The sequence below is a fragment of the Streptomyces sp. NPDC035033 genome, from assembly GCF_040636735.1.
Lineage (GTDB): Bacteria > Actinomycetota > Actinomycetes > Streptomycetales > Streptomycetaceae > Streptomyces.
This window is the reverse complement of record NZ_JBEZUZ010000066.1, coordinates 24,052-44,871: the sequence shown is the minus strand read 5'-3', so window position 1 is coordinate 44,871 and position 20,820 is coordinate 24,052. Positions and strand designations below refer to the sequence as shown.

The following is a 20,820-nucleotide window of genomic DNA, read 5'->3' as shown; positions in this document are numbered from 1 at the left end:
CCTCGGGCAGCCCGAGCGCCGCCGCGGTGCCGGCGGCTGCGACGTGCCCGCGTGCGGCGGCCGCCGTGACCGGCAGGGCCGACGGCGTGCCCCCCGCGTACGCGCGGTCCCGGACCCGTGGATCGCCCAGCGCCAGGGCGGCGCGCGTGGCGCTCAGCCGCACCAGACCGGCCTTGGTGAGCTGGTGGAACCGGGAGCCGCCGCCGGGCACCAGAACGTCGAAGACCTGCCCGAGCCGGGTCGGCCGCCCCTCGATCGCCGGGCCGGCCGTGCCCATGCCGGCGACCTCCGGAGGAGCGAGGTCGGGCCCGGCGGGAACGGCGTTGAGGAACGCCGCCGACACCGGCTGCGCCGGCACGGACCCCAGCCCCAGCGCCGCCTGCGCCTCGGAAGCGCCGTCGAGACGCAGCCGGCTGCCCTTCCACAGGAGGTGCCGGACCTTGTCGGGGCCCTCCACCAACAGCGCCTGGGAGTCCCGCAGCACGACGCCCGTGTCCGTGACGCCCACACCGAGCATGGTGACGGCGAGGGGCGCGACGGCGGCCGAGGACACCAGGCCCGCGCACACCTGCCACGGCGCGTCCGCGAGGGACGAGGCGGCGGGCAGGGACTGCGGGGCGCCGGCGATGCCCAGCGGCCGGCCGCGCGGCGTCCCCGCCAGCTTCGCGGCGCTGACCTCGACGGTGGTGAGCGCCCCTCCGGCGACCAGGCGCGCCGAGGCGTGGTTGACCACCGGGCGCAGCCGGCCCCCGAGGTACAGGTAGCGGGTTCCCGTGCCCTTCTCCAGCACCAGCGTTCCCTCCTTGCGCCAGCCGTCCGTGGCGCCCGGGGAGACCAGGCCGAGCAGACAGGCCCCCGCGCTCAGGAGGGCGCCGATGACGACGCCGATGGCGAGCCCTTTGTGGGTGCGGACCCCGGGGCTGCCGTCGTTGTCGGGGTTGCTGCGCAGGAGCCCCGACGCCAGGCGGCCCATGAGGAACATGTGTGCTTGGACCTGGTCGCGTTTGGTCTGCATGCGGGTCGGCCTTCCGGACGGAGGGGTGGCGGGGAGCGGGGTCAGCCCATCGCGGCGCGGAGCCGGGCGTACACGCCGAGGACCCAGAGGGCGAGCGGAACGAGGGCGAGCGCGGCCGCGGAGTGGGCGAGTTCGGCGGCGCGGCCCCAGTACGGCACCAGGCGGCGCCCGGGGAGCAGGCGCACCGCGATCGTCAGCACCGCCGTGGCGAGCATGAGGGCCACGGCCAGGGAGGTCATCGTGACGGTGCCGCGCACCGCCCACATCAGCACCAGCGCGGCGAGGCCGAGGGAGCCCGACAGCAGGACCGGCAGCCGCTGCCGGACGCTGCCTTGATTGCGTCCGTGCAGCAGCAGGAGCAGAGCCAGGACCACGGCCGTCCAGGACGCGGCGCTGCCGCCACCGGCGGCGAGGCTCACCAGACACGCCGTGGACACGGCCCCGGTGGCCGCGAACAGGGCGTCCATCCACCCCGACGCGACCGCCGAACGCCTGGCCACCTCCGTGCTGGGAAAGGGGTCGATGCGCTCCTGCAGCTGGTCCGGACCGGTGGGAAGCGGCCGCATCTGCATGCCGGCGATGCGGAAGGACAGCACGGGCACGAAGCCGTTGAGGGTGGTCACCAGCACGGCGACCACCGCGGCACCGTGCGCGGGCGGCACCGACCACCAGAGACCGAGGGCGCCCCAGAGCGCGGTGAAGAACGCGACGACACCGAGCCCGCCGAACAGGGGCCGGAAACGCGGCAGCACCGCCAGGGCCGCCGCGGCTCCCGCCGCACCGAGCCCGCCCGCCGACAGCAGCCGCGAGCCCAGCACCACGTCCTCCGCGCCGACGGTGCCCGGCCCTCCGGGCAGCAGCCAGCCCGCCACCGCCAGCGAGACGACGGCGGCGCCGCCGATCACGGCCCCGCCCGCCGCGTCCCGCAGCGCGCGCGTGAAGAGAGCGGCCGCCGCGAGCAGTACGGCGCCGCCGACCGCCGCGACGACGCCCCGCACCGGGGCGGAGGACCCCGGCCAGGCCGCCAGCGCCACCGCGAGCCCCAGCACCGCCCCGGCACCGGACCGGAGCAGCACCGCCGCGTGGCGCCGGGACCGCCCGGACGCCCGGCCGCGCTCCGCCTCCCGGCCCCCGGCCGGAGTCAGCACGGCGGCGGGAAGCGCGTCCCGCCGCGGCAGCAAGTGGACGGTGTCCCCGTCGTGGAGGTCCAGGGACGCCAGGGTCGTGTCGCCGTCCAGCGGCGGGTCGCCGAGCCGCTGCAACACCCACTGCTCCGGCGGTTCCGCCGCCTCAGGAGCGGGCGAACCGCCTTCCTCCGCCTCCGTGGCCGCGGGGGCCAGCCCCGTGAACACCAGCAGAGCGGGCAGAAGGTCGGCGACGGGGACGTCCGTGGGAACCGCCAGGTCTTCCGTCCGGTCGCTCATCCTGATGTGCAGGCGGCACAGCTCGGACACCACCGCCTCGTTCATGGATCCACCTCTCGAACCGTCTGGGTGCGGGACACGCGATCAGTGGGCGGAACGCCACCGGCGGGCACGGCCGCGGGGCAGCGCCCACGCGACCGCCCCCACCCCGGCCGCCAGCGCGACGGCCACCGCCAGGGAGCGCCACGCCCGGCCCTGAGCTCCGTGATCGTCCGGTACGGGCGGCATCACGGCGTCGGGACCCGCGGCCGGGGCCGTGCCCTGGGCGGTCGGCGTCCCGGAGAGCGCGGCTCCCGGGTCGACGCGGGGAGTCCGGCCGGGGAAGGCCGTGCCCACCAGCTGCCGGGCCACGTCGTCCGCACGCAGGGCCGGTCGGTAGGAACGCACCAGTGCCGCCGCACCGGCCGCGAAGCCGACGGCGAGCGACGAGCCGGAGCCCGTGAACGCGCCGTTCCCGCGGGGCCCGATGCCCACCACGCGGTCGCCCGGAGCGGCGAGCGACGCGGTCAGCGGCGCGGGGGCCCCGTCCGGCCGCTCGCCGTCGGCGCCGAAGTCGAGCACCGACACCACACCGGGCTCGGCAGCGGGCCAGTAGGCGCGGGGCGGGGCCGGGGACGCACCGTCGAACCGGTCGGGCGCGGCGGCGGCGAGGACGAGGGCGTCCTTGGACCGCGCGTGGGCGACGGCGGCGGCCACCTCCGGACTCCTCTCCGGCAGCGCGATCGGCACCGCGATCACACCGGCTCCCCGGTCCGCCGCCGTCCGGACGCCCAGGGCGACCGACCGGGCGGACGCCCTGCCGAGCGTGTCGGTGCCGCGCAGCGCCAGGACACGCGCCTCGGGCGCCAGGCCCGTGAACGTGCCCCCCGGCACCGGGGCGCCCGCGATCAGACCCGCGACGAAGGTGCCGTGGCCGACGCAGTCCTTGCCGCCGTCACCGACGACGCTCACCCGCCCCGCCAACGCCTCGGCCTTCGGGTCCACTCCGGTGTCCACGACGGCCACCAGCACGCCGGCGCCCCGTGTCAGCCGCCACAGCCGGGGCAGCCCGAACAGGCCCTGTGTCCACGGCGGTTCCACGGCGGCCACGGTGGAGCCGGCGCGGCACGGGGCGTCCTCTGCCAGGGTCTGGACCACCACCGGCAGCGGAGCCTGCCCGGATCCGGCGGCCCGGGCGGGCAAGGGCGCGAAGGAGCAGGCGAAGACGGCCGAAGCGGCCGCTCCCACCAGGACCGCCCTCCGCCCCCGGCGGGAAGGTCGTCGCATGGGGGGAGCGTAGCCACGCCCCGCGTCCGGTTCCTCCGGGACCACGGCGTACCCCTCCGGTTACGTCACCGCTGCCCGCCGCCTTCGCGACCGGTCTACGTCTACGTCGCGTCGCCGCACCGGCCGGCCGGCCTCCGCGGATCGGGGCGGCCCGTCCCCGCCGGCCGACGCTCACGCGGGCACCGGCGCCGCCGGAACCCTGTCGAGTCCGTCGTGGCGCAGGGTCCACCACCACGCCAGCACGGCGGCCGGAGCCCGCTCCGGGGTTCCGGAGGACGGGACCGCGTTCCAGTCCGGCTCGCCGTCCCACGTCCGCGCGGGGTCGGCGTACCGCTCGCTCGCCGCGCTGAAGTCGAGGTTGGCCCGCACCCACCGCCCCAGGGCCGCGAGGAACCTCCGCAGTTCCGGGCCGGCGTCGTGCTCGACCAGGCCGCGCACCTCCAGGAACAGGGCCATCACCTGGTTGCGGAGCCCGACGGCCTCGTCGACGGCCGCGCGCGGGCCGACGCGGGGGTCCGAGGCGAGCACGTCGACCAGGTTGGCGGCCCCGCTCCCTCCCGCGTTCTCCTTGTGCCGCGAGAAGAGGTCGTTGTCCCACGAGACGAGGACCGCCGTCATCTCGACGAGCGCGCGCACGCGGGGCGACTGGCGGTCGTCGGAGTCCACCTCGTATCCGGAGGCCACGTCCAGGAGGGCGATGCTCGCCTGCATCGCCCCGTTGCGCAGCCGCAGCAGCACGTACTCGTCCAGGCCACCCGTGAACGGCCCGGCCGACCGCTGGACCCGTTCCCAGAGCAGCGCCGCGAAGTAGTCCCGCACCGCCCGCGCCCACGAAGCCCGCTGAGCGTCGGAGGCGCAGCCGCGAAGGCGCCGCGAGACGTCGGCCAGGGCCCGCGCGTACGGGTCGCCGGTGAGCAGCGCGGGGTCGCCCGTCTCCGCGACCCGGCCCATTCGTGCCAGGTGGGCGGCCCAGCCGTCCGCCGTCCAGCGATCGCCGGCCCCTTCGTCGCAGTGGTCGTCGTCGAAGGCGAAGAGCCAGGTGTGGAAGTCGGTGAAGACCTGGAGCGGTTCCCGCGACCCGTCCGGCACGACACGGGCCGTCAGCAGGCCGGGGCGCACGGCCTCCAGCCGTGCCCGGTGCCGTGCGGACTCGGGTATGCCGTGTCCGAAGGCCCATGCCAGGGTCCTGGCGTCGATGTCCTCGGCATCGGGATGGATCGCCCCGGGCACGGGACAGTGGATGCGCGACAAGGGAGTGGCGAGGCCGAGCGCGGGCAACGTGGTTCCCCTTTCTGCCGCAGCCCGGCTTCCGCCGCTCGTCGGGCGTACGGCTGCGGTGCGGTTGGCGGCCATCGTGGACAGCCCGCACGGCGGGGCACCGCCCCGGGACGGTGCGGTGCCCTTCCGGCCCGCCGGTCTGCCCGGGCGGTCGTCAGGGCGCTCCTTCCCCCTGGGGGACCGGCCCTCCGTCCGGATCGCCGGTCACTCCGTCCAGGAGCGCCGCGAAGCGCCCGCCCAGGCGGCCGGCGGCCTGCTCCGAGAAGACGGACGGCCGGAATTCGAGCAGGGGGTGTACGGAGTCCTCGACGCGGTCCGTGATCAGCCCGAGGTCCACCTTCGCCGCGTCGTGGACCCAGCGGGCCTCGGTCACCGCGCAGTCCTCCAGCCGCAGCCGCGGCTGCACGTCGCCGCCGCGGTAGGAGAAGAGAGGGACGACGCCGCCCGTCCGGGCCGTGCGGGGCGGGTGCGCGCTGCCCGTGCCGCTCTCCTCGGCCTCCGCCCAGACGCCGTGCACCCGGCGCACCGCCTGCCGGAAGGTGGTGTCGCCGGGGAGCGGGACGTCGAGTCGGCGGAGCCGGGTGAAGAAGCCCGCGATCGCGGCGAGCTGGGGGTGATCGCGACCGGAGACCGGAACGTCCACCACCACGTGGGGGGAGGCCGCCCGCCGCGCCGCCAGGGCGAAGGCCGTCAGGAGCACGGTGAAGAGGGGCACCCGCTCCTGGCGGGCCAGGAGTTCCGCCCCCAGGATCCGCACGGGAGACGTGCGCAGGCGCCGTCCCGGCCCGTCGGCCGGGCGGGGAGGAGGGACCACCCGGCGGCCGCTTTCCGGGAGGGGCGCTCTCCGGGCCTGCCAGTGGGCCCAGTCGGCGTACTGGATGCCGAGCGGCGGAAGGAGCGCGTCCGTCCGCTCCGCGTCGTCGTAGTATCCGCCCAGCTCGTCGAGGAGGATCCGCAACGACCACCCGTCGGCGGCCAGGAGGTGGACCGCCAGAACGACGAGGTGCTCCTCGGCCGCCCGGCGCACGACCAGCACGCGTGCGAGGGGGCCTCGGGCCAGGTCGAACGGAAGCCCGGCGAATTCCCGCAGGAGGGCGTCCTCGCCGCTGAGCAGGGACGGCGTGCCCGACACGGCGGAGGGGGCGTCGACGACGGTCAGGTCCCAGGGCACCGCGCCGGGTGCCTCGACGCACTGGCGCCGGACGATGCCGTCCTCGTCGGCGGGGAAGGTCGTGCGGAGGGGTTCATGACGGGCGGTGAGCGCGTCCACGGCCCGCCGCAGCCGGAGGAGGTCGAGGGGGCCGTGGACGTGGTGGGCGAGGAAGCTCACGTACGCGGAGGCGTCGGCGCCGGGACCGATCTGGTCGAGGAGCCAGCGCTGGGGTTCCGCGAGCGGAAAGCACACACGGTCGTGCGACGGCATGTTCCTACTCCTCCTCCGGCGAACGGTGCCTGGGACGGGGCGGGATGAGGTCCAGGACCGCGGGCCGCGCCAGGGCGGCGGCCGCGGCGGCCGTCGGCGCCCTGAGGAAGAGCTTCAGGGGAACCTCCAGGCCCAGCTCGGCACGGGCGAGCAGGGTGAAGCGGAGCGCGCCGAGCGAATCACCGCCGGACTCCAGGAAGTCGTCCTCCGGACCCATGTCGGGCACCCCCAGCACCCGGCCCAGCAACCGGGCGAGGGCGACGGCGTGCTCGCGCGCCCCGGCGGCGGACGGACCGGAAGGCCCGCGGACGGGCCCCTCCGCCCGCGTGCCGGGCGCGGGGCGGGAGGGTTCCACGGACTCGGCGGCCCGGGGCGTCCACCGGGGGAGTTCCCCGATCGGCGTGTCGGGGCGGTCGACCACCGCGCGCAGGACGGCCTCGTAGCAGTCCATCATTCCGCGCACCGCGTCGTCGTCGAGCCGCGAGGTGTCGTACTGCCAGGTCAGCGTGAGTCCGGCCGGCCGGTCCGCCGGGCGGACCGGGCCCCCGGACCGGGGTATGCGCAGCAGGCCGTCCGGGCCGACCCCACTGCGCTCCGCCTGTTCTTCCTGGTGGGGGAAGCCGGTCACGCCGAGTTCGAACTTGGCCGCGCCCAGGGGCACGCCCTCACGGACCGTGATGTCGAGCGGTGACTCGGGAAGGGCGGGGAGGGGGGTGTCGTGGAAGCTGAAGGCGGTCTGCACGAGCCGGTTCCTCTCCGTGTCGGAGTGCCGCGGGTGCAGGGCGATCACCTCCTCGAACGGCAGCTCCTGGTGCTCGTACGCGTCGAGGCACGTCGACCGCACCTCCGCCAGGAAGGAGGAGAAGGAGATGCCGGGGCGCGGCCTGCCGCGCAGCACCACGGTGTTCACGAACATGCCCACGACGTCGGCCGTTCCGGGCCGGCGCCGGTTCGCCATGCCCGAGCCGACGAGCACGTCGCCCGCACCGATCGTCCGGTGCAGGACGGCCAGGAACGCGGCGAAGGCGACCATGAAGACGGTGGCCCCGTGGGCGCGCCCCAACGCCCGGACGCCGCGCAGCAGTTCCGCGTCCAGGTGCAGGCGCTGCTCCGCGCCCCCGTCGCCGGAGCCGGAACCCTTCCGCGGCGGCAGCGGCAGGGGCGGCGGCGGTGCGTCGAGCGCGGCGCGCCAGTACGCTCTCTGCCGGTCGGCCTCGGGCCCGGTGGTCCAGCGGTGTTCGGCGGCCGTCAGCGCTCCGTAGCCGAGAGGGGCGGGCCGGGAGCCGACGCGTCCGTGGCGGAGGTGCTCGGCGTAGCCCCGTACCAGCTCGGCCAGGAGCAGCCGCGCCGAGTGCCCGTCGTGGACGGCGTGGTGCTCGGTCTGGACGAGGACGTGCTCCTCGTCCGCGGTCCGCATCAGGTGCCAGCGGATCAGGGGGCCCACCGCCAGGTCGAAGGGGCGACGGGCCTCGGCGAGAGCGGCCTCGGACGCGGCCCGCTCGGGAGCCGGGGCGCCGCGGAGGTCGGAGAACCGCACCTCCGCCCCGACCGAGGGATCGACCACGTAGCGGGGGGTCCCGTCGTGGACCGGGAGCCGGCAGCGCAGCGCCTCGTGACGGTCCATCAGCGCCTGCAGGGCGGCGCGCAGGGACGGCTCGTGCAGAGGGCCGCGGAGGTGGGCGAGCGAGGCCGCGTGGTAGGCGGGCGTCCCGCCGGACATGTTCTCGGCGAGCCAGACGCGCTGCTGGGCGGCCGAGCAGGGCGGCGGTCCGGCGCTCTCGTCGGCGGTCGTGGAGGGCGTGGGGCCGTCTTCCGCCACGGGGACCGCGCGGGAGGCGAGTTCGGTGATGTCGAGCCCTTCGAGAACGGCCCGGAGGGGAAGGGCCGTCCCCGTCTCCGTCCGGACGCGTTCGGTGAACGTGATGGCCTGGAGCGAGCCGCCGCCGCGTGCCGTGAGGGAGTCGCCGGCTCCCAGCGCTCCGGTGCCGAGGACGTCCCCGGCGATGCGGGACAGCCGGGCGGCCAGACCCGTCGCCGGAGCGGCGGAGGCGGCCGCACGGCCGGGCGGCGGCAGGAGGTTCCGGTCGACCTTGCCCGACGGGGTCAGCGGCCACGCGTCCAGCACCGTCACCGAGGCCGGCAGGAGGTGGGCCGGGAGCGCGTCGCGCAGCTCGGTCCTCAGATCACGGCCGTCCCGCCGCCGGGACCCGGAGTCCCGCAGCCGGACGTAGCCGAGCATCCTCCGTCCCTCCACGCCGCCGTCGACCACGACCACCGCGTCGAGGACGCCCGGCAGCCGGGCGAGGGCCGTTTCGACCTGGGTCGGGTCCACCCGGTACCCGTTCACCTTGGTCTGCGCGTCGAGGCGTCCCCCGAACTCCAGTTCCCCGTCGGGGCGCAACCGGGCCCGGTCGCCCGTCCGGTAGAGGATGCCGGGGGCCGTGCCCGTGGGGTCCTCGACGAGGCGGCGCGCCGTCTCCTCCGCGTCACCGACGTATCCGGGGGTGAGGCCCCAGCCGCCGATGAAGATCTCGCCGAACTCGCCGTCGGGAACGGGCCGCAGCGCGTCGTCCAGGAGCAGGATCCGGCGGCCGGGGACGGGGCGGCCGATGGGAACGGTCCCGGAGGGAGGGGCCGAGGGGTCGACCGTGTGCAGGGTCGCGCAGACGGTGGTCTCGGTCGGGCCGTACCCGTTGACGAACTGGACGTGGCCGGCCCACTGCCGCGCGGTCTCCGGGAGGCAGACGTCCCCCGCGCTCAGCAGCACCCTGAGGCCGGGGAAGTCCGCGGGCCGCAGGGTGCGGGCGAGCACCGCCGGCACGGTGACGTGCGTGGTGGCGGTCTCGGCGGCGACGGTGTGCAGGGGGCGGCCCAGCCGCTCCTCGTCGAGCACCTCCAGGCGTCCGCCGTGGCCGAGTGCGAGGAGGAGGTCGAAGACCCAGCCGTCGAAGAGCGGCGTGAACAGCTGGAGCACCACGCTGCCCGGCCCGAGCCCCGAGATCGACCGGCGTTGTACGGCCACCAGATGGGGCAGGCCCCCGTGGGGGACCGGCACGAGCTTGGGGCGCCCGGTGCTGCCCGACGTGCGGATGAGGTACGCCCAGGCGTCGGGGTCGGGGGATCCGGCCTCCGGCCGCCCCTGGGAGGGGACGGCGGGGGGCCGGGCCGACGCGAGGTGCGTCAGGTCGAGGACGGGCACCGGCAGTCCGGGAGAGCCCGGTGCCCGCGGCCCGGCCCCGTCCGGGGTTCCCCCTTCCGAGCGGGTGACGCACAGGACGGCACCCGCCTGCCGGAGGCCGTCGGCCGTCCACGCCTCCGGGTGGGCCGGGTCCAGGGGCAGGTAGGCCGCCCCGGCGTGCCAGATCGCCAGGACGGCCTCCGCGAAGTCGGCGCTCCGCGGCAGCAGGACACCGACCACGTCCCCGGTTCCGATCCCCCTCCCGCGCAGTTGTGCGGAGAGGTGTCGTACGCGCTCGACCAGCGCGGCGTACGTCACGGTGCGCCGGCTGTCGCCCAGGGCGGGGGCGTGCGGCGTGTGCTCGGCGAAGTGGGTGATCGCCGCCCAGGGCCCGGTGGGCGGTTCGCCGGCCGGTGGAGCGGTCGCCCGGTGGGTGCGCGGGTCGGCGGGGGGCCTTTCGAGCGGCACCGTGGCTCTGGCGGACGTCTCGTCGAGCATGGGCGTTTCCTGTCCGGTGGGGGACGGTCGCCCGGCGCACGGTGGTACCGAGGGCCAGTGGCCGGCCGACCTGTGGCAGGCACGCGGGACGCACCCGTTCGGGAGCCCGTGCGCCGGACGCAGGTTATCCAGCCACTTGTTTCGAGACACGACCGGCCCCGCCGGAGGGCCCTCGGGGGCCCGTGGCGATGCCCGACCAGACACGTGCCGGCAAGACGCCCCGTCAAATGGCTCCGGTGCGAAGCGCGTACGCCACGGCGTGCGAGCGGTTGCGCAGCCCGACGCGGCTCATCATGGCGGCGAGGATGTTCTTGATCGTCCGCTCGGAGTAGTTCAGCCTGCGGGCTATGTCGGCGGTGCCGACGCCCTCGGAGAGCATCCGCAGCACCTCCACCTCCCGTTCGGTGAACCCGGCGATGGCCAGGCCGTGGGGCTCCAGCACATGGCGCTGCAGGTGCCTGACCTGTCTGATGAGGACGCCCACCAGGGAGCCGGGCAGGACCGCCCGGCCCGACGCCCCCTCCCACAGCAGCTGCCGCAGCCGCGTCATGTTCGCCCGGTCGCGGGGAAGGAACCCCACCAGTCCGAGGCCGAGGGCCTGGAGCAGCCGGCGCTCGCCGATGCGGTCGGCGACGAGGAGGACGGGCACGTCCGGGGTTTCGGCGGCTCGGACCATCCGTTCCATCTGGGTGAGGGTCCGCTCGGTCACGTCCGTGGCGAGCATCAGCACGACGGCGGCGCGGTGGTGTTCCTCCGGGGGCAGGACGGACAGCCGCCCGTTCAGGCCCAGGCACGCCTCGGTCGCCTCCCTGCTGAGCCGGTCCTCGGAGTGCACGGCCACGGTCAGGGGAAGGGGCGGAGGGGTGCGCTCGGCGAAGGGCGGCCGGGCCGGGGGCTCGTTCCCGTGGCCCGGCTCCCCGGCCTCCGGGGCCGGATCGGCGGGGAAGCGGCCGGGGCGCGGGGTGCCGGGACGGGAGGGGAGCCGGGACATGATGGCCTTTCGGTCGAGGAGCTGTGTCAGCCCAGGGCGTCGGCGGGACGAGGCCGGTCCAGGGAGACGGCCTGGAAGACGTCCTGGCCCCAGGAGTGCGAGCGCGTGAGGGCGAGGCCGCGCTCCGCCAGGTGGGGCGTCAGCCGTTCCAGCCGGCCGCGCAGGGCCGGGAGGCTCAGCGGACGGCCCAGGTGCCCCAGCAGGCGGCGCAGATCGTGACAGCACACGGGGGCCGCGGCGCGGCACAGGATCTCCAGCAGGAGGCACTGGGAGCGGAACACCGGGTCCGGCGCCGGGCTTCCGTCCCGGCGCGGTGCGGGATCGCGCTTCCTCAGCCGCCGGGCGTCCGCCGCTATCCGGGCGGCCAGCTCGCGCGGCGGGTCGTCACGGCGCACCGTGTTCAGGACGCCGGAGTCCAGCAGCGGGACGGGGTCGACGTGCGCGGGGACCGCGACGGTGGTGGGGCCGATCAGGGCCAGGGACCTGGCGAGCAGGAGGGGAGGGGCCCCCGGGTGGGGGCGGGGCACGTCGAGGAGGGCCAGGACCTCCGGTCTGTCCAGGACGTAGGCGTAGCCCACGCCGTCACCCCAGGGACGGCAGCCGAGGACCGGCAGGCCCGCCCTGCGGAGCGCGGACGCCCAGGACTCGGACAGGCCGACGTCGGAGGAGAACAGGAGGACCGGGGGCAGGGGGAGCCGCCTGCGCGGAGGCGGGTCGTGCTTCGCCGGCACCCGGGTCTCCGGCTGCGGTGACGGACGGACGGCCCGGCACGGATGGCGGAGATCGGCGGGGCCGCGGCCGCGTTCGGTGCCGCCGGCCGGCCGGCGGCGGGTCGGCAGCGTGCGGGAACGGGGCGTCGTGACGCCACCGGATCTGTGGTCCATCGTGCGACTCCTTGCCGTGTGCGCTGGGGAACCGGAGGGCCCCGGACGGGGCCGCGGTGCGCCGGGTGCGGGGACGGGGCAGGGCGGGAGGGAGGACGTCCGGTGGCCCGGGAGGGGCTCAGGAGGGCGGCGCGTCCGTGATCCACCAGGCGGCGGTGTGGGGCGGGAGGAGCCCGGGGGGACAGAGCCGACTGGCGAGGTGGGGCGGGCCGGGCATCGGCGCGGGCCGCGGAGCGTCGCCGAAGTTGACCGCGCAGACCAGCCCTTCGCCGCGTACGAAGGCGAGGACCTCGGGCGGTGTGTCCAGGCCGCGCATCGGTCCCTCGCCGAGCTGAGGGAGCCGGCGGCGCAGGGCCAGGGCACCCCGGCGGAGACTCCCCGGTGCCCCGGGGGCCCGCCGCGGGTGCGTGGGCGGGTGAGGGGAGGCCGATCGCTGCCGCGGCGGTCGAGGGAGCGCGTCGCGGCGAAGACAGGCCGCGCCGGGGAGGGCCAGCGCGAGGAGCGTGGCCGCGCGCATGCGGTCCCGCCCGGAGACGGGGACGCCCGTGGCGTCGTACCGCGGGGCGGAGCGGGTGATGCCGGGACGGTTCACGGCCCACGTCACGGTCGAGCCGGTCGCGGTGCTCTCGTGGAACGCCTCGTCGATGATCCGGCGGAGGGCCGGGGCGTGCCACGAGGCGGTCAGGGGCCGCAGGAGCGACATCGGGCGGGCCGCAGCCGAGCGGGTGCTTCCGGAGGACGCGACGAGGGAACCGAAGGACGCGTTTCCCATGAGGAGGCGCGGCCGGCCGTCCCGGGCGGTGAGCGACTCGCACCACGTCCTCCAGCGGTGCCACGGAACGGGGTGCCCGGGCAGGGCCGAGGGCAGATCGACCCGGATCCCGTCGGCGCCTCTGTCCAGCCAGCCGCGGAGGACGGGGTCCGCCTCGTCCGCGACGCGGAGCCCGGTGACGTCGACGACGACCTTGAGGCCGAGGAGTCGCGCCTGCCCGAACAGCGCGGGGGGAGCGGAGGGAGCGACGAGGACTCCGTCCACCCCGAGTCCGCTCAGGTGAAGGAGCTCCTCCCGCGGCGGGCGGTCGTCGCGTCCGTCGCGCGGATGCCGCGTGTCCAGGTGGTGAAGCACGGCGTCACGCCACCAGGGCGTCGGCCGGGAGACGGGGGACGCGGACTGTCCCGGGCCGGTCATCCTGGCCTCCCCCGACCGGACACATGCTGCCTTCCTTCCTTACTCATGCATGCATGTTAGGTATGTGAGGGAGAGTGCTGTCAATGTTCGGCAAGAGGGTTGCCCTCTAAGACCGTGGCCCATTGGTTATTTCGGGCAAGCCGAGTCCGGCGTTGGTCGAGTCGACGACACTCTCGCTACATAACCGATAGGTAGAGAAGTCAGTCGCACGGACCCAGGGCACGCAGTTCACCGAGCAGGCGCCGCTCCGCGTCCGGTACCGACGTGCGGCCGTTCAGCAGGTCATGGACGACCGCCGTCACGACCAGGCTCACCTGTCCGTACCAGGGGACGGCCGGACGCGGAACGGCACGGGCGAGCGACTGCCTCAGCACCGGCAACCACGGGTGACGCGCGATCAGCTCCCGGTCGCGGTAGAGGTCTTCCCTCACCGGCGGGAGCCCTCCCACCTCCAGGACGCGGCGCTGTACCTCTTCCCCGGTGAGGTGGGCGATCAGGTCCGCCGCCGTCCTCGGGTGGGCGCTTCCGGCGGCGAGGGCGAGGCCCGATCCGCCGAGGACCGGTCTGCCGGGACCCGCCGGCCCCGGCAGGCGGACGACCCCGAAACGGCCCGCCACCGCCGAGGTGCCGTGCTGGAGCCGCGCGTGGGCGTACGGCCAGTTGCGGAGGAACAGCAGCCTCCCCGCCCCGAACGCCCGCCGGGACTCCTCCTCCTTGAAACCCAGGGCGGCGCGGGGTATCCAGCCCGCCCGCACCCCGTCCGCCAGGAACCGGAGCCCCGCGGCGACGCGCGGCGACAGGCCCTCCGGACAGCCGTCGTCGGTGCGCACGAGCGAGCCGCCGGCGGACGCCACCGCTTCCAGCACGTTCACCGTCAGACCCTCGTAGGGCAGGAACTGCCCCGCATAGCCGTGCAGTCCCGCCTCCGGAGCCAGCACCGACGCCTGGCGGACGAGCTCGCGCCAGGTGACCGGAGGACGTTCGCCGGCGGCTTCCAGCACGTCGCTGCGGTAATACAGCAACCCCGCGTCGGTGACGTACGGGGCGGCGTACACCCCGCCCCGGTACGTCCCGCTCCGCCGCACCTGAGGCAGCAGCCCGTCCTCGTCCGACCGTCCGGGCTCCAGCGGCCTGATCCACCCGCGACTCGCGAACCGCGCCGTCCACGAGACGTCGATGTTCAGGACGTCGAAGCGGCTTCCTCCCCCGACGAGGCCGTCCGCCAGCTGCGCGTGGGTCTCGTCCGCGGACTCCGGCAGTTCCACCAGCCGCACCCGTTCCCGGGGCCTGCGCCGGTTCCACTCCGCCAGGACGCCGGGCAGGTAGCCCGTCAGGTCCTTGCCGGTCGCCAGCGTCACCGGTCCGCGGCCGTTCCGCCGCAGCGCCGGCCCGCATCCGGCCACCGCCGGCGCCAGCGGTGCCGACACCGCGCCCCGCAGCAACAGACGGCGCCCCACCACCGCCTCGGTCCGCACCGGCCCGCCCATCGTCTCTCCTCACCTGCCGGCCGGGCACTCCCGGTCGCCCGGTCCCCGTCCGTCCGGGAGGGAAGGACGGGGACGTCTCGGTCATCTGCTGCACGAGCCGCGTGGCCCCGGTGGACCCCGGCGCCCGAGGGTGTGCCCGACATGCCGCCGCGAGGGTCCGGGCAGGGCGGACCGGCCCCGTCCGGCGAACCCGGTTCCGCCGCACCGCCGATGGGGCACGACCGCACGGCGCGAAGGGCGGGCGGCGAGGGGTACGGCCCGGCCCGCGGCCCACGACGGGGCACAGTGGGGAGCGACCGGCGAGCACGACGGCGCCGTCCGGCGGTCGCCCCGGGGCCTCGTGGTCGGGGACGGGAGCCCCGGCGCGGTGTCACAGGACGCTGTGCCTGATGGCGTAGGCCACCGCGTGCTGCCGGTTGCGCAGGTGCATCCGGACCAGCATGTCGTGGATGATCGCCTTGATCGTCCGCTGCGAGAAGTTGAGTTCCTCGGCTATCTCCTCGGTGGTCCGCCCCAGGGCGAGAAGGCGGAGCACCCTGATCTCGCGGTGGAGCAGACCTCCGTGGGGCGGGGAGTCCTCGGGGAAGAGCTCGTCGAGCACGTCTCCCGTCGGCCGCACGGGCGGACCGGTCTCCGGTGTGCCCGCGCGGCGGAGCGCCGCGGCGGCGGCCTGGTCCCGTACGGCACGCCGGACCTCCGCGAACGTGGTGCTCCGCCGGTCCAGGAGGACGAGCAGGCGCTCCGCCGAAGCGCGCTCGTACTGCTCCCGCGACAGTCCGTCGGAGGCGACGACCACGGGCACGTACGGGTCGTGAGCGCTCGTCACCGCCGCGCGCAGCCGGGCGAGCACGTCCCCGCCGAGTGCGAACGCCACCACCAGCACCACATCGGCGGGGACTCCGTCGGCCGCGGGCAGGAACCGCAGCCCGTCCTTGTGGGTGAGAAGGCCTCCGATCCCGGCCGCGGTGATCGGGTCATCGGCGATCAACGCCACTTCTGTCGTGGTCATGGAGGCTTCTCCGGGTCGGGAACAGCGGGGGCCGGCGATCGGGGGCGTGCGGCGACGCCGGTCGGGGAGGTCGCGTCCCTCGACCTCGTCGCCGTCGCCCGCACAGGCCGGCGACCGGGTCCGTGCCGCATGCCCGCGATCGTAGGCAGGCCCACTCGGCCCGAGAAGACGACTACGTCATCCGTCTGAGCCAATACGTCATGCCGTGCCGTCACGCGGGGACCGGATACGTCTACGTCGCCTCCGCGTCACCGCCGTCCCGGTCCTCCGCGTCGCCGCTCACCGCCGGCTCGGCGCCGTCCAGGCCGGCCGCCTGCAGGGCGTCGCGCAACGCGGCCCGCGACGCGACGTTGAGCTTGGGGAAGAGGTTGTACAGGTGGGTGCTCACCGTGCGGTGCGAGACGAACAACCGGGCCCCGATCTGCCGGTTGGACAGACCGCTCGCGGCGAGCCTGGCGATCTGCAGCTCCTGCGACGTCAGCTCCCCCTGGACCAGCGGGGACTGCCCCGTGATCCGCAGACCGCGCCGCACGCTCCTGGTCCGTTCCAGCCACGGAACGGCGTGGATGCCCCGGAACGCCGTCGCGGCGGCGTCCAGCAGCGCTGCGGCCTGCTCCTTCGCACCGGCCTCGGCCAGCCTCCTGCCCAGGAACAACTGGACCCTGGCCTTCTCGAACGGCGCGGCCACGTCCCGCAGGACGGACGGAAGGCCCGCGAGCGCCGCCTCGGCCCCTCCGGCCTCCGTCAGCAGGACACCCGCGGCCCTCGCCGGCACGGCCCGCCGCTCCGGCGCGCCCCCGCCCGCCGCCGCGGCATCCGGGGAGAGCAGATCGCGGGCGACCCGCGGCATCCCCGCCACCAGCGCCGCCTCGACCCGGTCGAACAGCAGGGAGTCCCCCAGCACGGTCGAGTCAGCCGGCAGCGAGGCACCGGCCGAAGCCGCCGCCACGCCGTCCTCACGTGCCAGCGCCAGCATCAGCCGGGTGTGCGCGGCCGCGGCGCGCACCCCGGTGCAGCACCCCGGTACGCCTTCCTCGGCGGTCGCCAGCCGCCGGTGGGCCGCCGCCACGTCGCCGCGCACCGCCGCGAACAGGGACGCCTGCGCGGCCGCGAAGGCGCGGGAGACGCGCAGGCCGCGTGATTCCGCGAGCGTCGCGGCCTCCAGGGCGAACGCCTCGCCCTCCTGCCAGCGGCCCCGGGTGTAGGCGTCCCGTGCCAGCAGCAGGAGCCCCTGGACGCGCGTCGGCACCTCACCCCGCTCGCCCGCCCGGGCCACCGACCATTTGGTCCCGGGGCGCGACAGGCCGAGGGAGCCGTGCGCCGCCAGCTCGTGCCACGCACGGGAGAGAAGCCTCCACGAGGGGTCCGGTCCCGCCGGACCCACCAGGAGGGCCTCCTCCCCGGGCCCCGACGCCGGGCCGGCAGGGGACGACGTGTTGAGAACGGGGGCCGACCCGGCCATGGCCCGCGCGAAGAGGAGAGCGGACCCCAGCTCTCCGCGCAGCGCCGTGAGATCGGTCTCCTCGTCCGTCAGGGAGGACCCCAGGGCGAGGGCGTCCACCAGGCAGTCCACGGCGGAGTCGGGGTCGCACTCGTGGTCGAGAAGGAGGGCCGCTTCCGCGAGGGCCGTGTACATCCGATCGACCGGCCCGGCCGTCACGACGGCGGTGTGCCGGGTCAGATCGGCGGCCTCGGTCAGCAGCCCCGACCGCGCGGCGGCGGCCGCCGCCAGCGCCAGTCGCCGCGTCCGTCCCGCGGGCCGCGGACTCAGATCGGCGGCACGGCGCAGCGCCGCCACCGCCGTCGCGGCCGCACCCTCGCCGCCCACCTGCAGCGCCGCCTCCTGCAGCGCCTGCGCTGCCGTCTCGTCCACACCGAGCGCCGCCGCGCTGAGGTGGGCGGCCCTGCGCTCCGCCGTCTGGTCCGGAGCGTCGGCGAGCATCCGGTGCGCGGTGCGCAGGTGCCCCGGTTCCGCGTCGTGGAGCAGGGCCGCGCGCACCAGCGGCTCCGGGAACTCCAGTCGCTCCCCGCCGGGAGGGACCCGTGCCAGCCCCGCCCGCTCCAGCTCCGCGAGCGCGTCGCCGGCTCCGGGCTGGACGGCCCAGAGCGTCCGCAGGGTGGCGTCGCCCTCCACCACCGCGAGCATCAGCAACTCGGCTGCCGCCGGGGACAGCGCCGTCACCCGCTCCAGGACGGGCCGCGCCACCCTGGGGGTGACCGGAAGCGGATCGGGCAGGGGGGCCCGGCCTGTCCGCTGGTCCGCGTCGAGAAGCGCGGGCAGGTCCAGCAGCGCCCGCGGATTGCCCCGGGCGCCGCGCAGGACGGCCGTCCGGACCTCCGGCGCGAGGTCCGGGAAGCGAAGCCGCAGCAGGCGCTCGGCGTCCTCCGCCTCCAGCGGGGGAACCCGGACGGGGGGAAGGTGCTCGTCCGCGAGCCCGCCCGCCCGGTCCGCGCGTATCGCGGTGAGCAGGACGACGGGCTCCGTGCGCAGCCGCCGGGCGATGAACCCGAGCACCCGGGCACTCGGCACGTCGGTCCACTGCGCGTCGTCGACGCACACCAGGAGGGAACCCGCCTCCTCGGCGGCCTCGTGCAGCAACGCCAGCAGGGAGACCGACAAGGAGAACGACCGCTGGTCCCACGCCTCCTCGTCGGCGTCCCGGCCGCCCAGCAGGGGGTGGGGGAGCGCGTTCACCGGGGCCAGGCCCGGCGGATGACTGCCCAGGAGCGTCTCCAGAACCCCCCGGGGCGAGGACGGCAACCTCGCCAGCGAGGCCCGGAGGGCGTACACCAGCTGGTGCAGCACCGCGTACGGCAGGCCCCGTTCGGACTCGACGGCCGATATCCGCACGCAAGTGCCCCGGCGCGCCCGCTGCTCCGCCGAGGCGTACGCCAGCAGAGCGCTCTTGCCCACGCCGGCGTCCCCCGACAACTGGAGCGCGCTGCCCTGGCCGTGCGCGCGGGCGGCGGTCAGGGCCTTGGCCAGCGTCGTACGGGGAGCGCGGTGTCCCAGCAGTTCGACGCGTTCCCGTCCGGGCACGGTCCCGTCGCCTTCCGGACGGGCGTTCGCGGCGGCCAGACGGACCCGGCCGTCGTGCGCCGTGTCGCGTAAAGGACGGGCATTCGCCACAGAGGGCCTGGTGGGACACATGGACGATCAGACCTTTCTCGACGAACGCCCCTCGGACGGCCGTCCGCGCAGCGGTGACGCCCCGCGGGGTCCGGGCCGCGGTGGGGACACGTACCGCTTCGGACGGCGGTCCATCACAACAGGAACGGGCCCGCCCCCGCCGGGGCGGCACGCGGATCCGCCCTCTTCGGACACCCGGTACTGCCCGAGGGGCCGCGCGGCGGCCTTCCCCGCACGACCGGCGCTCTCCGGGGACCGCGCCGGGACGACCGAAGGTGCAACGGGCCCGGTAAGGACGGCCGGACCCGGAAGCGAACCCTTGTGGGCCGAGGGGCGGACTCCTCCTACTGGCCGCGTGGGCCTGGAACCGGCCCGCCCGTGAAGGGTGCGTCGTACGCGAACGGGAAGGTGCGCAGTGACACGTGGGAGGGCGGGACGACCGCCGCAGACCGCCGTGTGGGAACAGCCGCTCCCCGAGGAGACCGGAACCCCCGGTGCGAACGAGGAAGAGGGTCCTGCCCCGCCGGCGGCTCCGGCCGCCTCGTCCCCGGCCGTCGCCGGCGGGGCCGCTCCGGGTCCGCGTGAGGGAGACCGCGCCGCCGTGTGGGAGCAGACGCTTCCGTGGCCGGAGACCGGGACCCGCGAGAACTCCGCGGACGCCGCTCGCACCGGCGCAGCCGCCGGCGCGTCCGACGGAACGGCACCCGGCCCCGGTCGACCGTCCTCCGGCGCGACCTCCCGGTCCCCCCTGGAGGAAACCCCACCGCTCCGGAACGAGGACGGGACGGCCGAGGAGGAGGCGGCGGTGGAAGGCGGGCCGGAGGACCGGACGTCCTTCCCGGTCCCGGCGACCGCAGAGTCCTCCGTGGCAGGGACCCCGGCGAGCGGCGGAGGAGAAGAGGAGGGCGCGGCCGCGGACCCCGGCGCCCCGGACGGCGCCCAGGACGAGGACGAGCCGCGTCCCGTGCGCCATCGGCCGGTCCTCCTCGCCGCGACGGCACTCGGCGGAGCCGCAGTGCTGGTCGCGCTCGTCACCCTGGGCGCGCGCGGCGAACCGCTTGCCGACGGGGACACCGAGGCCGGGGCGGACGGCCCGGGAGCGGCGCAGAGCCTTTCCGTCCTGCCCCCGGGCGTCAGCCCCTCGCCCTCGACGTCCGCACCGCGAACCTGGAACGATCCGGCCCTGGTGCCGTCCGGCAAGGGGCGCGGATCGGGAACACCGACCGCCGCCGCACGGCTCCCCCGCCCCCCGCGCGGGGCCGGCGGCGCGGCAGGACCGCTCCCGGCCGGGCCCGCGCGGCAGGACACGGCTTCGGGAAGCGGTCACGACTTCCGGACGGCGCCCCGGAGGGAGGGCCGGGACAGCGACACCACCGGAGCGAAGCCCACCGCCGAGCCCACGCGGAGAGCCACGGCCACCGCCAGGCCGACGTCCACGCCCGGGCCCACGCCCAGACCCACGTCCACCACCGCGGCCCCCGCCGCGCCGGCGGCCGCGTCACCCGTCGTCCACCACATCGTCAGCAAGCTGAACGGCCGCTGCGTCGACGTCACCGACTACCGGGCCGCCGCGGGCACACGGCTGCAGATGTGGGACTGCGCTCCCCACTCCAACCAGCGCTGGGAGTTCCGCTCGGACGGGACCCTGCGCGCCATGGGCTTCTGCCTCACGAGCGCGTGGCAGTCCGGAGCGGACGGCTCGCCGATCCAGCTCGCCGCGTGCACCGGCGGCGCCCGGCAGAAGTGGGTCCTCAACTCCCGCGAGGACCTGGTCAATCCAGCCGCCGACAAGTGCCTCGACATCATCGACGCGAACGCCGGCAACGGCGCCCGGCTGCAGCTGTGGTCCTGCAACGGCAGGGCGCACCAGAAGTGGGTGCGCCGCTGACCACGCCCCTGGAGGCGGCCCCGGGCCGCCGGGCCGGGCGGACGGCGACCGGACGGGAAGGACCCGCGGCTCGTTCAGGCAGTCCCGCCGGGCGCGGGGCCGGTCGCGACGCCGTCCGCCGTAGTGTCGTCACGATCCGGCCGGGGCCCGCCACGGGTCC

At 76.1% G+C, this 20,820-nt stretch carries 13 protein-coding genes; 1 reads left to right on the top strand and 12 read right to left on the bottom strand.

Annotated elements, in window-relative coordinates:
- The 12 genes from eccB to AB0E83_RS24405 form a co-directional block, all read right to left on the bottom strand.
- Positions 1–1,015, bottom strand: a 1,015-nt coding sequence (eccB, locus tag AB0E83_RS24460; RefSeq protein WP_362115671.1) for a type VII secretion protein EccB, incomplete at its 3' end; no start/stop codon positions are given.
- 41 nt (positions 1,016–1,056) lie between these two features.
- Positions 1,057–2,484: a type VII secretion integral membrane protein EccD gene (gene eccD, locus AB0E83_RS24455; RefSeq protein WP_362115668.1), complete on the bottom strand. Its 1,428-nt coding sequence runs from the start codon at positions 2,482–2,484 to the stop codon at positions 1,057–1,059.
- Between the two features lie 39 nt (positions 2,485–2,523).
- A complete protein-coding gene (locus tag AB0E83_RS24450) occupies positions 2,524–3,705 on the bottom strand; it encodes a S8 family serine peptidase (protein WP_362115665.1) in 1,182 nt (393 codons plus the stop codon).
- 171 nt (positions 3,706–3,876) lie between these two features.
- Positions 3,877–4,935 (bottom strand): terpene synthase, encoded by a 1,059-nt coding sequence (locus AB0E83_RS24445; protein ID WP_362115662.1) that lies wholly within the window; start codon positions 4,933–4,935, stop codon positions 3,877–3,879.
- A gap of 202 nt (positions 4,936–5,137) precedes the next feature.
- Entirely contained in the window at positions 5,138–6,406 is a 1,269-nt protein-coding gene (locus AB0E83_RS24440; RefSeq protein ID WP_362115659.1) for a condensation domain-containing protein, read from the bottom strand.
- A gap of 4 nt (positions 6,407–6,410) precedes the next feature.
- Positions 6,411–10,082 carry an amino acid adenylation domain-containing protein gene (locus AB0E83_RS24435; RefSeq protein ID WP_362115657.1) on the bottom strand — a complete coding sequence of 1,224 codons (3,672 nt, stop codon included), beginning with the start codon at positions 10,080–10,082 and terminating at the stop codon, positions 6,411–6,413.
- Positions 10,083–10,305: 223 nt separating this feature from the next.
- The gene (locus AB0E83_RS24430) at positions 10,306–11,073 is read right to left on the bottom strand and encodes a response regulator transcription factor (RefSeq protein WP_362115654.1); all 768 of its coding nucleotides are present in this window, start codon (positions 11,071–11,073) and stop codon (positions 10,306–10,308) included.
- Between the two features lie 26 nt (positions 11,074–11,099).
- Positions 11,100–11,957 (bottom strand): hypothetical protein, encoded by an 858-nt coding sequence (locus AB0E83_RS24425; protein ID WP_362115651.1) that lies wholly within the window; start codon positions 11,955–11,957, stop codon positions 11,100–11,102.
- Between the two features lie 118 nt (positions 11,958–12,075).
- The gene (locus AB0E83_RS24420) at positions 12,076–13,083 is read right to left on the bottom strand and encodes a DUF3459 domain-containing protein (protein WP_362115648.1); all 1,008 of its coding nucleotides are present in this window, start codon (positions 13,081–13,083) and stop codon (positions 12,076–12,078) included.
- A 263-nt stretch (positions 13,084–13,346) separates the two neighbouring features.
- Entirely contained in the window at positions 13,347–14,633 is a 1,287-nt protein-coding gene (locus tag AB0E83_RS24415) for an ABC transporter substrate-binding protein (RefSeq protein ID WP_362115645.1), read from the bottom strand.
- Between the two features lie 370 nt (positions 14,634–15,003).
- On the bottom strand, positions 15,004–15,642 hold the full coding sequence (locus tag AB0E83_RS24410; RefSeq protein ID WP_362115642.1) for a LuxR C-terminal-related transcriptional regulator: 639 nt from the start codon (positions 15,640–15,642) through the stop codon (positions 15,004–15,006).
- A 232-nt stretch (positions 15,643–15,874) separates the two neighbouring features.
- A complete protein-coding gene (locus AB0E83_RS24405; protein ID WP_362115639.1) occupies positions 15,875–18,682 on the bottom strand; it encodes a LuxR C-terminal-related transcriptional regulator in 2,808 nt (935 codons plus the stop codon).
- A 955-nt stretch (positions 18,683–19,637) separates the two neighbouring features.
- Here AB0E83_RS24405 and AB0E83_RS24400 point away from each other — a divergent pair.
- Positions 19,638–20,660 carry a ricin-type beta-trefoil lectin domain protein gene (locus tag AB0E83_RS24400; protein ID WP_362115636.1) on the top strand — a complete coding sequence of 341 codons (1,023 nt, stop codon included), beginning with the start codon at positions 19,638–19,640 and terminating at the stop codon, positions 20,658–20,660.
- Positions 20,661–20,820 lie beyond the last annotated feature (160 nt).